This window comes from Paramuribaculum intestinale (assembly GCF_003024925.1).
Lineage (GTDB): Bacteria > Bacteroidota > Bacteroidia > Bacteroidales > Muribaculaceae > Paramuribaculum > Paramuribaculum intestinale.
Genome location: NZ_PUED01000055.1, coordinates 1 through 14,293 on the forward strand (window position 1 = coordinate 1; position 14,293 = coordinate 14,293).

Consider the following 14,293-nt stretch of genomic DNA (forward strand, 5'->3'; position numbering starts at 1 on the left):
GACCTATACATCAAGAATGTCGCAAAGAAACTAAACCTCAGACCACGGAAAAAACTCGGTTTTTCAAACCCGAAAACCGAGTTCTTCAAACAAATCGCTAATTTTGCACTTGCCAGTTGAACCTGCGTTGTGGCATTGAGCATCCTCTTAGCGTCAGAGTGGCTGAAAATTTGCGCGAAAATGCTTAACTTTGCAGTATGATTGTAATCGGCATAGCCGGAGGGACGGGCTCCGGAAAGTCAACCGTCGTAAGCCGTATTGTGGCGAGCCTTCCCGAGGGCGCAGTGGCTCTGTTGCCGCAGGACAACTATTACCGCGACTTGAGCCATCTACCTATAGAGGACCGACGCAAAGTGAATTTCGACGAACCGCAGTCGATCGAATGGACGCTTCTCGAACAGCAGCTCGACAGCCTCCGCGAAGGACGTGCGGTGGAGATGCCCACTTACAGTTACCTGACCTGCACGCGTCAGGAAGCGACAGTAAGAGTGGAACCGCGCAGCGTGGTGATCGTCGAAGGGATTCTTGTGCTGTCGCAGCCTCGTCTGCGCGACATGCTCGACATAAAAGTGTTTGTCGACGCCGATGCCGACGACCGGCTCATACGCGTAATAGCGCGCGACTGTATCTCACGCGGACGCACTCCCCAGATGGTGATCGATCGCTATCAAGCTGTATTAAAGCCTATGCACGAGCAGTATATCGAACCTTCGAAACGCTACGCCGACATAATCGTGCCGCAGGGCGGCCATAACACCGTGGCCATAAAACTATTGACCGACTATATCGTGTCGCAGGTGTGACCTACCCACAGCTATGTGGCTTCTGCCCATGAATTAAAAACAGTAATCAACTCCGAGTGCTTGCTACCTCGTTAAAAACAAGAACAATGAATCAACCTACCCGACAGATCTCTATGACGTTTCTGCTGCTTGCAGTGACGTTCTGCGTGTGCCTTATCACGGCCAACCTCATGGAAATAAAGACCGTGCCTCTCGGACCATTCACCATTACGGCCGGAGTGGTGGTGTTTCCGGTGTCATACATCATCGCCGACTGCGTGGTGGAAATCTACGGACTTCGTCGCGCCCGCCAGGTGATATGGCTCGGTTTCGCTGCCAACCTGTTTGTGTCGATCATGCTCCAGATAGGCATACTGCTGCCAGGCACCGACTCGTGGCACAGTCAGGAAGCAATGGCCACTATGTTCGGAGCCGTGCCCCGGATATTCGCGGCAAGTTTCATAGCCTTCCTTGCCGGATCGATGGTCAACGCCTACGTCATGCACCGTATGCGTCTCGCCCACCCTGACGGAAGCAGATTCTCATTGCGCGCCATAGTGTCAACCCTTTTCGGAGAGGGCGCCGACTCGCTGATATTTTTCCCGATAGCCTTTGCCGGAGAGCTTCCCGCCGGAGTGATAATATCGCTTATCGTCACTCAGGCGCTGCTCAAGACACTATATGAGATAATAATCCTGCCGGTGACGATCCAGGTGGTGCGTCTGCTCCGACGCATCGAGGAGCGCCATCTTCATACCGAAGAAGCATGAAAGCCATAATCGACACCGACAAGATCCGGATGGTGTGGGTGGATCTCGACGACACCATCATAGACTTCCGCGGCAACTCGCGCCGTGCGTTGAGCCGCGTGTATCATGACTATCACGCTATCGGCAGACTTTTTGACGACTCCGAGGCCTGGATATCAGCCTACGAGCGCCACAACCACCGCCTATGGACGCTCTACAACCGAGCCGAGATAAGCTGCACATACCTTCGGGAGGAACGCTTCATCAGACCACTCGCCGAGGCGGGAATGACCCGGCGCGAGGCGTCAGCTCTCACTCATGATCTTGACAGGATATATCTCGACCGGCTGGCTGAGGAGAGCACACTGGTAGACGGCGCGCTCGCACTGCTTGAACGGCTTCGCAAATTCCGACTGAATGTCGGAGTGCTTTCCAACGGCTTCGCCGATGTGCAGCACCGTAAAATCGCCTCGGCCGGAATAGCGCATCTGATCGACATCACCGTGCTGTCGGACGACATCGGCATCAACAAACCCGACACGCGGATTTTCAGCCATGCGATGAAGCGCAGCGGCATCAGCGATCCGTCGGCTCATCTGATGATCGGCGACAACCCCGCGACCGACATAGAGGGCGCGCTCGCCGCCGGATGGCAGGCGATTCTCTTCAATCCCACCGGGCTGCTCCATGCACCCTCGCCGGCACACACCGTAGAACGACTTGACGACATAGTTCTCTGACAAATCCGCACTATATGTCGCAGAAAATTCAGTAATTTTGCACAATGTCTGATCACACCTTAAACACCTATAACTTCATGAACAGATATTTCAGAATGGCTGCCGCCGGTGCGATCATGGCAACAGCCGCAATGACAGCAGAGGCACAACAGGTGCAGGGGTTCGTCCACCAGCAATCGGACGCCTCGGGCTATGAATGGCCTACAGACACAGCCGTGATAAACAAGCTCGACCAATGGCGCGACCTGAAATTCGGAGTACTGTTCCACTGGGGATTATACTCCGTGCCGGGCATCGTGGAGTCATGGTCGATATGTTCGGAGGATGTAGACTGGATCAGCCGCAAGGGCAATATGCCTTACGAAGAGTATAAGAAATGGTACTGGAGCCTGGCCGACTCTCTCAACCCGACGCAGTTTGATCCGGCACAGTGGGCCGACATCATGGCCGACGCCGGAATGCGCTATGCGATATTCACCACCAAGCACCACGACGGCTTCTGCATGTTCGACTCCCGGCTCACTGACTTTTCGATAGCCAAAGGACCGTTTGCAGGAAACGAGAAGAGCGACGTGACCCGCCACGTGTTCGACGCATTCCGCGACAAAGGTTTCAGCATCGGAGCATATTTTTCCAAACCCGACTGGCACACCGAATGGTTCTGGAATCCGGAGTTTGCCACTCCCAACCGCCATATCAACTACAAAAAGGAGCGACACCCCGACTGGTGGAAACGCTATCAGGACTTCACAGCCGGGCAGCTCGGCGAACTGCTATCGGGACGCTACGGACGGCTCGACATACTCTGGCTCGACGGCGGATGGATCAAAGGCGATGACATAGGACTCGACAGCATTCTTCTCGAGGCCCGCTCCGGGCGGCATCCCGGACTCATATCGGTGGACCGCAGCATACGCGGACGCAACGAGAACTATCAGACGCCCGAGCGAGGCATCCCCGAAAAGCAACTCTCCTATCCGTGGGAAAGCTGCATAACGCTGAGCAACGACTGGGGATGGGTGCCCGACGCGCCATACAAATCGCCTGAAAAGGTGATAGCCCTGCTGGCTGAGACCACGGCCAAGGGCGGATGTCTGCTTCTCGGAGTCGGCCCCACGGCCGAAGGACTTATAGAGCCGGAAGCCGAATGGCGTCTGAGGGCTGTCGGCGAATGGCTGCGTCGCAACGGCGAAGCGATATATTCGACAGTCACCACACCGATATACAATGACGGCAATGTATGGTTCACCGCATCGAAGGACGGATCAACACTCTATGCCATAGTCACTCCGGCCGAAGGAGAAGCCATGCCACGGCAGATCACATGGAACGGCAACGAGCCAAAGGGGCGCATGACGCTGCTCGACGGCCGACGCAAGCTCAGCTATAGCACCGACCGCAACGGCGTGACGCGCGTGAATCTGCCGAAGGGAGTAAAAGCCGGACCGCTTGCAATAAAATTCAGAAAGAGATGAGAGCAACGCACATTATTGCAGCTTCGGCCATAATCGCCACGGCATTGTCCACGACGGCCACGACGCCCGTCTACCTTCAGGCCTCGAAACCGACAGAGGAGCGAGTGGCAGATCTGCTGAGCCGCATGACACTTGAGGAGAAAGCCGGGCAGTTGCTCTGCCCCATGGGATGGGAAATGTATGAGCGCCGACCCGACGGAAGCATCGCTCCCTCCGAGAAATTCAGAGAGCAGAACCGCGGCAAGATGCCCGTTGGCGGCTACTGGGCCACACTCCGGGCCGACCCCTGGACACAGAAGACGCTCGAGAACGGACTGTCGCCGGCCGAAGGTGCCGCCGCTCTCAATGCCCTTCAGGCATTTGCGATTGACAGCACGCGGCTCGGCATACCAATACTATTTGCCGAAGAGTGTCCCCACGGACACATGGCTATCGGTGCTACCGTATATCCGACCGGCCTGTCCATGGCCGGCACATGGCATCCGGAGCTGATACGCCGCGCCGGCGAGGAGATAGCTCTTGAGGCCAGGTCGACTGGGGCAGGCGTAGGCTACGGTCCTGTTCTTGACATAGCACGCGAGCCACGCTGGAGCCGCATGGAGGAGACTTTCGGCGAAGACCCGTGGCTCAGCGGAGTCATGGGTGCAGCCATGGTGGATGGTATGCAGGGCCGACGCGGATCGTCGGTCAACGACGGACGCCATCTCTACTCCACGCTTAAGCATTTTGCAGCCTACGGCGTCCCCGAAGGAGGACACAACGGTGCGGAGGCGAGCGTGGGGCCGGTAAGGCTTCGCAGCGAACTTCTCGAACCGTTCCGCCACGCCATTGCGGCCGGTGCGGCCACAGTGATGAGTTCCTACAACAGTGTGGACGGGATACCCTGCACCGCCAACCGTGAACTTCTCACCGGCCTGCTGCGCGACGAATGGGGCTTCACCGGAGCAGTCTACTCCGACCTCTACAGCATTGACGTTCTTGCAGGACACACGGCCTCGGACCGCACCGAAGCGGGCGCGCAGGCGCTTAAAGCCGGAGTCGACATAGACCTCGGCGCCGCATGCTACGGCAAGCGTGCCATAGAAGCCCTTCAGCGGGGACTAATCACCGAAGCCGACATCGACACCGCCGTGGCGCGCATACTGAGGCTGAAATTCGACCTCGGACTCTTCGAGCGCCCATTTACTGATCCACAGGAAGCCACGCGGCGCGTAGGCGCCGACAGCCACCGCGCCACCGCGCGCGAGATAGCGCGTCAGGGCACAGCGCTGCTTAAAAACGAGGGATCACTGCTGCCGCTTGACCGCAAAAGGCTGCGCCGCATAGCCGTAATAGGCCCGAATGCCGACGAACAATACAATCAGCTCGGCGACTACACCGCCCCGCAGCCCGACGACAACATCACCACTATACTTGAAGGATTGCGCCAGGCCGCACCCGATGTGGAGATCGTCTACGTGAAAGGCTGCGCCATACGCGACACCGCGCAGACCGACATCGCGGCGGCCGTGGAGGCAGCTCTCGCGGCCGATGTGACCGTACTCGCAGTCGGCGGATCGAGCGCACGCGACTTCAAGACATCATATGCAGCCACCGGCGCCGCACAGACCGACGCCTCACACGTAAGCGACATGGACTGCGGAGAGGGATTTGACCGGGCGACACTGACACCGCTCGGCGATCAGCTACGGCTCATGCAGGCCATCTATGACACCGGCAAACCGGTCGTGACCGTCTACATCCAGGGCCGTACTCTCGACATGAATCTTGCTGCCCGCCACTCCGACGCGCTTCTGACGGCATGGTATCCCGGTCAGGAAGGCGGGAGTGCCATTGCCGACATAATTTTCGGCGACGTGAATCCGTCGGGACGTCTGCCGGTCAGCATCCCACGCTCCGAAGGCCAGCTGCCGGTCCACTACTCACGCATGAGCACCGGACGCGATTATATGGATGGCAGCGGGTCACCGCTCTACAGCTTCGGCCACGGACTAAGCTATACGACATTTGACTACTCCGATCTCACGATAATTCCGACCGACAACGGCGACCGCTGGGATGTCAGCTTCCGGCTGACAAACACAGGCCGACGCCAAGGAGCTGAGGTGGCACAGCTATATCTGCGCGACGCAGTGGCCTCAACCAGCCAGCCTCCGATGCTGCTCAAAAGATTCAAGCGTATAGAACTCAATCCGGGAGAGAGCCGGGAAGTGCATTTCAGCCTTGGACCCGACGAACTGTCGATCTACAATCCCGCGCTCCGGCGCGTGGTCGAACCGGGTCTGTTCCGATTGATGATCGGATCATCGAGCAACGATATCAGGCTCAAAGGAGAGTTTACAGTAACCCAACAATACGACTTATAATGGCAAAGCATTATCACTACACGCCTCAAGGCACCTGTTCACGCGACATAGAGATAACCATCGGCGACGACGGACGCGTGGAAAACGTCACATTCACCGGCGGATGTCACGGCAATCTGCAAGGCATCGGATCGCTCGTGCGCGGAATGACACCCGAGGAGGTAATCGGACGGCTCAAAGGGATAAAGTGCGGTGCGAAATCCACATCGTGTCCCGATCAGCTCGCCTGCGCCCTCTCAGCCGAATAGCACGTGCCGAAATATTGCAGGCATTTATCTGAAAACAGCCTGACAAGAATAGAAAAACGGCTCTGTGTCAAAGACCGAATCGGTTGACACAGAGCCGTTGATTTTTACACGACCAAAGTCAGAGTACCTGACGGTAAAGCGCCTTGATATCCTCAAGACTGCAGTCGCGCGGATTGCCCGGCGTGCACACATCGGCAATAGCCTGCTCGGCGAGAGCCGGTATGTCGGACTCCTTGATGCCGAGATCCGACAGATGCTGCGGGATGCCGACACGAATAGCAAGCGCTCTGACCGCATCGACAGCGGCCTGCGAAGCCTCCTGCGGAGTCAAACCCTTTATATCCACGCCCATAGCCTCGGCTATACGGGGGTACTTGTCGATACACTCCGGCATATTGTACTCCATGACTGTCGGGAGCAGGAGAGCATTGGCCACACCATGAGGCACATCAAAAAGTGAACCCATGGGATGGGCCATGCCATGAACCAGTCCGAGGCCTACGTTGGAGAATGCCATTCCGGCGATATACTGCGCCACCGCCATGCCGTTGCGTCCCTCCGGGTTCTGCGGCTCGTCGACTGCCACGGGAAGATAGCGGCTGATCATACGGATGGCCTCGATCTCAAACATATCGCTCATCTCCCATGCGCCCTTTGTGATGTAACCCTCTATGGCATGAGTGAGCGCATCCATACCTGTGGCAGCGGTGAGGCCTCTGGGCAACGAATACATCAGTTCAGCATCGATCATGGCTACGGCAGGGATATCATTGGGGTCGACACACACCATCTTCTTTTTCTTTTCCTCGTCGATTATGACGTAGTTGATAGTGGTTTCGGCAGCCGTACCGGCCGTGGTGGGGAGCGCCACCATAGGCACGCTCTTGTTCTTCGTCGGCGCACATCCTTCGAGCGACACCACGTCGGCAAACTCCGGATTGGCCACTACAATACCGATACCTTTGGCGGTATCCATGGCCGATCCGCCACCGATAGCAACCAGCAGATCGGCTCCAGAAGCCTTGAAAGCAGCCACACCGTCCTGCACGTTCTTCACAGTAGGATTGGGCTTCACCTCGCTGAACACATCGTAGGCGACTGCCGCCTCGTCGAGGACATCGGTCACCATCTTGGCCACCCCAAACTGAATGAGGCCTTTGTCAGTCACAACCAATGCCTTTTTCTTGCCGAGGCGCTGTATCACTTCGGGGAGCACCTTGCGCGCTCCGGGTCCGAAATAGGACGTTTCGTTCAATATAAATCTCTGAACCATAATATATGAGATATTTAATTTAAGGATTTATTACGAGCCGGCCATTGCATATAATATCATTGGCACTCCTCAAAGGTACACTTTTTTCAGCTCCCCTCCAACTTTTTATTTCTCCTCACCACCGGATCATCTTTTTAACAGGTTTTCAAGATATGATCTCGAACTATCTTCATCAATATTATTCCTAAAGTCATGTTCAAACAATATCCCGTTTATGACCTTTCCATTGAATTGAGCGACGCCCCTTGTACCTCTTCCGGCCCAATGATGCTGCAATATAGTGGTTTTCATCAACTGATCATGGAATACCGAGCACAGGACTGTATTCATTATCCCACTGTCGTCAATGCCGACAAAAAAGAACATAAACACCGAACGCTCCTCACCCATACATTTCAGAAATTTATCGACATTATAAGCTTTCGGATTGGAATCAAGATATAGTATCTTTGTCTTTATATCGGTATAGGTGTCGGCACTTTCAAAACGCCTGACATAATCGCCCAGCCCGTTTTCAGTATCATAAACCGGCAGCATACGCTCTACATCCGACAGATCTTTAAGCAAGCCGGTGCGTTCCTCGGGATCCGATGTGATCAGAGCCTCAATCAACCGTCCCCTAACGTTCACATTATCGACACGAGAAGCCACCAGCATGGCGTCCTTGACATCCTCACATCTTCTGCGCAAATCATCAAGAAGCACCGCATAATCATCCGATCCGACAAACTATGACGCTCGCCGCGGAGCATCGAGCAGATTCAAATATTCAGAGTGATTCAACTCCGTCTTAACCTTTACCGGACGTATATTATTGGTTCTTTCCACGATCCTCTCAAGGTTCTCAATCCATGTGAATCCCTGATGATACGAAAATAATTCGTCAAAAAACTCCGGAGAATTGACTCTATCAATTTCGGGCAATTGCTTGCGTATATTACTGCCAAGAACACTGCCTCTTATATTGTCGATTCTCAAACTTTGCGAGCTATGGCTAACCTTATCAATAAAAGTAGTGTTTATCATATAAACCAGATTGTCCAAGCCTCTTCTGACAACGACGACAAAACATGGAATACCATCATACTTTTCAAGTTTGGACAATGATATCACCACATTGCTGAAGGATGCGTTTTTTGTATAGCAAAACACAACAGCAAAATAATCGGTGTGATACAGCGCACGACCATCCTTCACCATAGGAAAATTACGGCATACCGCAGCTATCATCTCATCCTTCGTGTCGATTGCGTGATTATTGACCACCAACGACACAAAATCATTTACGCTACTGTTCATAAGCGACTCTTGAAAATCCGTTTACATTATTAAACTCATCAGTACCCCCCCGTGGCAAATCTCAAAAATCACTCGCAGCTGATTTTTGCGAGTTATTTACTCTAAATAATGTTGGCTGTGTATCAATATTTTTTCGGCGTATGCCGTCATTGCATTTTTTTTTGATCGGCCAACGAGTTCCTTTCCCAGAAAACTCCGTCGGAATATCCTTGAATCGACACATCGACTGCCGCAGCCATCAACCGCTTCACCGCCCACCGACAATATTCACGATTCACTTCCACTCCAAAAAATCTTCGGCCAAGTTTTCGTGCGACGACGGCCGATGTGCCGCTGCCCAAAAAAGGGTCAAATATTCTGTCGCCGGGACGTGATGAGGCAAGCACCAGTTTGGCATACAGTTTTTCAGGCTTTTGTGTAGGATGATCAGTGTTTTCAGGCATTGACCAGAACGGCACACTGATATCGTCCCAGAAATTCGACGGACAGGTGATCCTGAAATTTCCGTTCTCCGTTTCCTCCCAATCCTTCGGACGGCCATCTTCCCGATATGGTGCGATGACTTTTCTTTTCATCTTCACCGAATCGACATCAAAATAGTAATCTCGTGGATTTTTAACTGCAAACCAGATATCCTCCATACTGTTCTTCCAGTTGGCCTTTGCTCCCCTGCCCTTTTCTCTCTGCCAGGATATACGATTGACAACGATCAGACGTTCCTCTATGACACGCTGCATGGATGAGGTGCATTTCCAGTCGCCACACATATAAAGCGAACCGTCGGGCTTCAACTTATCACACACTCTGTAAAACCAACTTCTCAGGAATTCCTCATATGCATCAGTCTTCATGACTGCGAATTTGCGTCCATGAAAATCCTTATCGAGATTATATGGCGGATCTATGATTATCAGATCGAAGTATCCATCAGGGATAAAGTCAAGGCAGTCGAACAGATCTGCGTTGACAATCATATCGTCGTGAAACCCCGCTCTTATAGTCTCCACACCGCTTATTTGCTGTTCAAGCACAGGAATTTCCGAGTCCGACACAGTAACAGTGCGGTTTCTTGCGGCTCTATTTTTTGTTTCTGCCATCAGGGTCTTAAATCTATAAAATCATGAAAACGAAAGGCCTGACACACGACACCACATTCGCGTCGGTTTCAGGAATACAATCACTATGAAGCTACCGACAAAATTAGTCAAATCCATGCGACTTTACAACAGCCGCTGTCGATTATAGCGTGATGGCACTATAGGTAATACCGGAGGGGATCGGGCGGAGGCCGTGGATTAAGAGACTGTCTAAAATTCATATCACTTTGCTTTTGAGAGTCTTTCCAGCGTCTTTTTGTTTGCTTCCCGGTCATGTAGCTAAGGCTACACTCCCTCATCACAAACAAAAATCCATCTGACAATCCTTCTCAAAAATCCGTATTACATAAATTTAGACAATCTCTCAGTTTTTTTCAGCAGGCATTTTACATGGATGATTGACATAAAAGAGGAAAAATTCGTAATTTTGCGGCTATAAGGCAAGGTCAGTCTCACACAGGCAATGGAAAACCGAGCCATACACTTCACTAACCACCTGACATCGACAGATGAAACTCATAGACAGACTCAAGTCACCGATCAAACCCTGGCAGCGCAAACTCATCGCAGGGCTATGGATAGCCTTCGGCGTAATGGCGGCAGGCATGATGGTGTTTTTCTATATGGCCTACAACGGTATGGTCGGCTATATGCCTCCGGTGGAGGAGCTCAAGAATCCGCACGACCGCTTCGCTTCAGTGATCTATTCGGCCGACGGCGAAGAGCTGGGACGCTACTTCCGCAACACCGGCAACCGAGTGTATGCCGACTTCGACGAGATCTCTCAGAATGTGATCGACGCACTTATTTCAACCGAGGATTCACGTTTCGAGGATCATTCGGGCATAGACGTCAGGGCTTTGGCCCGAGTGGGCGTAAAGACCCTGCTACTCGGACAGCGCAACGCCGGCGGAGGCTCCACCATCACACAGCAGCTTGCAAAGCAGCTGTATTCGCCGGAGTCGCACGGTCTGATGAGCCGTGTGATGCAGAAACCTATCGAATGGATGATAGCAATAAAGCTCGAGCGGTTTTATTCGAAAGAAGAGATCATCAAAATGTATCTCAACCAGTTTGACTTTCTGTACAACGCCGTAGGCATCAAGTCGGCAGCGCATGTATATTTCGGCAAGACTCCCGAGGAGCTGACGGTGGAGGAGGCAGCCACCCTCGTAGGGATGGTGAAGAATCCGGCATATTACAATCCGGTCAGACGGCCGGAGCGGACGATGCAGCGCCGCAATGTGGTGCTCGACCAGATGATGCGCAACGGCAAACTGACCGCCCAGCAGGCCGATTCGCTAAAAGCCCTGCCGCTGAAGCTCGACTTCCACCGCGTGGATCACAAGAACGGTCTGGCACCATACTTCCGCGAGGAGCTGCGCCGTATGCTCAAGGCTCACCGACCCGTGGCGAGCGACTATCCGAAGTGGGACCGTCAACGCTTCTATGACGACTCTCTCGCATGGGAGAACGATCCTCTCTACGGATGGATCGACAAGAATCCGAAACCCGACGGCTCTAAATATGACATCTACACCGATGGCCTCAAGATATACACCACCATCGACTCGCGGATGCAAAAGTATGCCGAAGACGCCGTGGAAGAACATCTGAGCAAGACACTGCAGCCGGCGTTCTTCAAGGAGAAACGCGGTTCGAAGTCGGCGCCATACACGACCAACCGCACCGAAGTCAGCCAGCAGCAGATCGACAGGCTTATTGAACATGCCATGCAGCAGACCGACCGCTACCGTGTGATGCAGAAAAACGGCGCAAGCAAAGCGGAGATAGAAAAATCATTCCGCACGCCTCACGAAATGAAGGTGTTCTCATATCAGGGCAACATCGATACGATCATGACTCCTCTGGATTCGCTGATGTACAACAAGCACTTCCTGCGGACAGGCTTCATGGCCATGGAGCCTAAAAACGGGCATGTGAAGGCGTACGTCGGCGGGCCGGACTTCGAACATTTCCAATACGACATGGTGGCTACCGGACGACGCCAGATCGGTTCGACCGTCAAGCCGTTTCTCTACACCTATGCCATGGAGGAGGGCTTCACGCCCTGCGACGAGTTTCTCAATGAGCAACCTGTGCTCTATGACGAGAACGGACGTCCGTGGGCTCCGCGCAATTCAGGCAAATCGCGCATAGGAGAGATGGTAGACCTGCGGTGGGCTCTCACCAACTCCAACAACTGGATTTCAGCCCGTCTGATCAGCCAGCTTTCGCCGGCATCGCTCGTGCGCACGATGCACAACTTCGGTATCACGGCCCATCTTGATCCGGTGATGTCGCTGTGTCTGGGTCCGGCCGACGTATCGGTCAAGGAGATGGTCACCGCCTACTCGGCTTTTGCCAATCGCGGAATGAGAGTGGACCCGATGTTTGTGACCGCCATCACCGACGCCAACGGCAATGTGCTGGCCGAATTCTCGCCACGCCACACTGAAGTGATTTCGGAAGAAGCCTACTGGCGAATACTCTCGATGCTGCTCAATGTGGTGGACTCCGGAACAGGCAACCGCATACGCCGTCCGCCCTACAACATCACCGCACAGACCGGCGGCAAGACCGGCACGACCAACTCCAACTCCGACGGCTGGTTCATGGCATTCACTCCCGGCCTGGTGGCCGGCACATGGGTAGGAGGCGAAGAGCGCTACATACATTTCAATTCTATGGCACAAGGCCAGGGAGCATCGATGGCCCTGCCGATCTACGGCCTGTTCATGAAAAAAGTGTATGCCGATCCGGCACTCCCCTACAGCCAGGACATGCGCTTTGAATTCCCGTCGGGAATAAATTTCTGCGAGAAGGACTATTACGGCGACTATGTAGATGCCGACAACGACGCCGAAGAGGCTTCGTTTGAAGGGGTCTTTGACTGACAGCCAAGCATCCCGACAAACATTCACGGAGGGCAACGCTCATCATCGGCCATCCTACACCGGCGGTTTGCACAGATACACCATGTCGGTCAGCGTGACTCCCTCCTCGACAATCGGCGAGGGATAGTTGTCGGTAAAGAAATCCGCCACACGATGGGAGTAACGGTAGCCACACGACTCATAGAACCGCAACGTGGAGGGCGTTTCGCCTGTGCCGATATATATAGCACGGTGTTGACAGATAGATTCTACATGGCTTAGCATCATCCGCCCGATACCTTTTCGGCGATATCCGGGCGCCACCGCAAGATTGTTGACCTCGACCGAACCGTCGGACCGTTCGGTCACGACCACCACGGCGACATCACATCCATCGACCGAACCCACAAAGAGGCGGCCCAGGCAGAGATATTTCATGATCATCTCTTTGGACTCGTCGCCCATCAGCAACAGATCCATATAGCGGTTTCTCTCCGCCACCGCACGACGGATCTACAACCGCGAGGCTACAATGCCGAGTCGGAAAAGCCGGATCGGGGTGCCGCCGTCGCGGTAAATATCGTCCAGATGGATGAATCCACACTTCTGAGCCACACACTGCGAGGCGACATTGCGGAGATCGGCGGTGAGCAGCAGCGTATCGACCTCCGGAACACGCCCACACCAGTCGATCAATGCCCGAAGAGCCTCTGTGGTCAGTCCCCTGCCCCAATACGGCCAACCGATCCAATAGCCCACCTCGCGCTCGCCGGCCGAAGCGGGACAATTCTCATCGCCTTCCGGCACAAGACCAATGTATCCTATAGGCTCACCGGTGGCTTTCAGCACCATCGCGAAATTGAAGGAATTTGGAATGAAGTACTCTGTGATGACCCGACGGCTCATTTCCACTGAGGTGTGACGGGGCCACATAGCCATTTCGCTCACACGCCCGTCGGACGCATAGCTGTAGAGCGCCTCGGCATCACTTTCGCGCCATCGTCGTAGCATCAGGCGTCCGGTATCGATGACAACATCGGATGCATCAAAAGGCTGCGAAGTGTGGAGCACGTCAAACATATAACTCAACCTGAAAACGATGGACAGGACCCATGCTTGTTGAACTTACAGAACATCTCCATGCGCTCCGGGGGGGGATAACAGGCGAATATCGTTGTGCTTTTACAGATTCACAAATTTAATAACTCTACATGATATTTCATCGAGCCGACAACGCTTTTTCTCCACACTCATAAATGGGCTAATCGTGCCTAATCGTGTATTACATCCATTGGGAAGATATTTATTCGGTTCACCTCAATTAATTCGGACAATTCCTCGAATGTATTCTTAATGTGTACCAAAAGATTAAAGTCTGGGTCATAAAC

The 14,293-nt window shown here is 53.7% G+C and carries 13 protein-coding genes and 1 pseudogene; 8 read left to right on the forward strand and 6 right to left on the reverse strand.

Features of this window, described 5'->3' with window-relative positions; all coding sequences use genetic code 11:
• From C5O24_RS14635 to C5O24_RS05740, 7 genes and pseudogenes are all read left to right on the forward strand, one after another.
• Positions 1-120, forward strand: a pseudogene (locus C5O24_RS14635) (IS30 family transposase); the annotation flags it as partial.
• A gap of 77 nt (positions 121-197) precedes the next feature.
• Entirely contained in the window at positions 198-803 is a 606-nt protein-coding gene (gene udk / locus C5O24_RS05715; protein ID WP_107681569.1) for a uridine kinase, read from the forward strand.
• A gap of 86 nt (positions 804-889) precedes the next feature.
• The gene (locus C5O24_RS05720) at positions 890-1,552 is read left to right on the forward strand and encodes a queuosine precursor transporter (protein ID WP_107681570.1); all 663 of its coding nucleotides are present in this window, start codon (positions 890-892) and stop codon (positions 1,550-1,552) included.
• Positions 1,549-2,271, forward strand: coding sequence for a YjjG family noncanonical pyrimidine nucleotidase (locus C5O24_RS05725; protein WP_107681571.1), 723 nt, complete (start codon positions 1,549-1,551; stop codon positions 2,269-2,271). Before C5O24_RS05720 ends, C5O24_RS05725 begins: the two co-directional genes overlap by 4 nt.
• A gap of 77 nt (positions 2,272-2,348) precedes the next feature.
• Positions 2,349-3,746 carry an alpha-L-fucosidase gene (locus C5O24_RS05730; RefSeq protein WP_370279286.1) on the forward strand — a complete coding sequence of 466 codons (1,398 nt, stop codon included), beginning with the start codon at positions 2,349-2,351 and terminating at the stop codon, positions 3,744-3,746.
• Positions 3,743-6,112, forward strand: coding sequence for a glycoside hydrolase family 3 N-terminal domain-containing protein (locus C5O24_RS05735; RefSeq protein ID WP_107036884.1), 2,370 nt, complete (start codon positions 3,743-3,745; stop codon positions 6,110-6,112). Before C5O24_RS05730 ends, C5O24_RS05735 begins: the two co-directional genes overlap by 4 nt.
• Positions 6,112-6,360: a TIGR03905 family TSCPD domain-containing protein gene (locus C5O24_RS05740; protein ID WP_107036883.1), complete on the forward strand. Its 249-nt coding sequence runs from the start codon at positions 6,112-6,114 to the stop codon at positions 6,358-6,360. The genes C5O24_RS05735 and C5O24_RS05740 overlap by 1 nt, the downstream gene beginning before the upstream one ends.
• Positions 6,361-6,478: 118 nt before the next feature.
• Here the strand turns inward: C5O24_RS05740 and fucO are convergent, their stop codons facing one another.
• The 4 genes from fucO to C5O24_RS05760 all read right to left on the reverse strand — a co-directional run bounded on the left by fucO (position 6,479) and on the right by C5O24_RS05760 (position 10,029).
• Positions 6,479-7,633 (reverse strand): lactaldehyde reductase, encoded by a 1,155-nt coding sequence (fucO, locus tag C5O24_RS05745; protein WP_107036882.1) that lies wholly within the window; start codon positions 7,631-7,633, stop codon positions 6,479-6,481.
• Positions 7,634-7,759: 126 nt separating this feature from the next.
• Positions 7,760-8,338 (reverse strand): hypothetical protein, encoded by a 579-nt coding sequence (locus C5O24_RS05750; RefSeq protein ID WP_133165474.1) that lies wholly within the window; start codon positions 8,336-8,338, stop codon positions 7,760-7,762.
• Between the two features lie 24 nt (positions 8,339-8,362).
• Positions 8,363-8,932, reverse strand: coding sequence for a hypothetical protein (locus tag C5O24_RS05755; protein ID WP_107036880.1), 570 nt, complete (start codon positions 8,930-8,932; stop codon positions 8,363-8,365).
• 146 nt (positions 8,933-9,078) lie between these two features.
• Complete coding sequence (locus C5O24_RS05760; protein WP_202613095.1) at positions 9,079-10,029, reverse strand: DNA-methyltransferase; 951 nt, start codon at positions 10,027-10,029, stop codon at positions 9,079-9,081.
• A 509-nt stretch (positions 10,030-10,538) separates the two neighbouring features.
• Between C5O24_RS05760 and C5O24_RS05765 the strand changes: the two genes are divergently transcribed.
• On the forward strand, positions 10,539-12,926 hold the full coding sequence (locus C5O24_RS05765; protein ID WP_107036878.1) for a transglycosylase domain-containing protein: 2,388 nt from the start codon (positions 10,539-10,541) through the stop codon (positions 12,924-12,926).
• Between the two features lie 54 nt (positions 12,927-12,980).
• Here C5O24_RS05765 and C5O24_RS05770 read toward each other — a convergent pair whose 3' ends face one another.
• Together C5O24_RS05770 and C5O24_RS05775 are read right to left on the reverse strand one after the other, a co-directional pair.
• Positions 12,981-13,385 (reverse strand): GNAT family N-acetyltransferase, encoded by a 405-nt coding sequence (locus tag C5O24_RS05770; RefSeq protein WP_107036888.1) that lies wholly within the window; start codon positions 13,383-13,385, stop codon positions 12,981-12,983.
• A 33-nt stretch (positions 13,386-13,418) separates the two neighbouring features.
• Positions 13,419-13,985 carry a GNAT family N-acetyltransferase gene (locus C5O24_RS05775; protein ID WP_107036877.1) on the reverse strand — a complete coding sequence of 189 codons (567 nt, stop codon included), beginning with the start codon at positions 13,983-13,985 and terminating at the stop codon, positions 13,419-13,421.
• Positions 13,986-14,293: the final 308 nt, after the last annotated feature.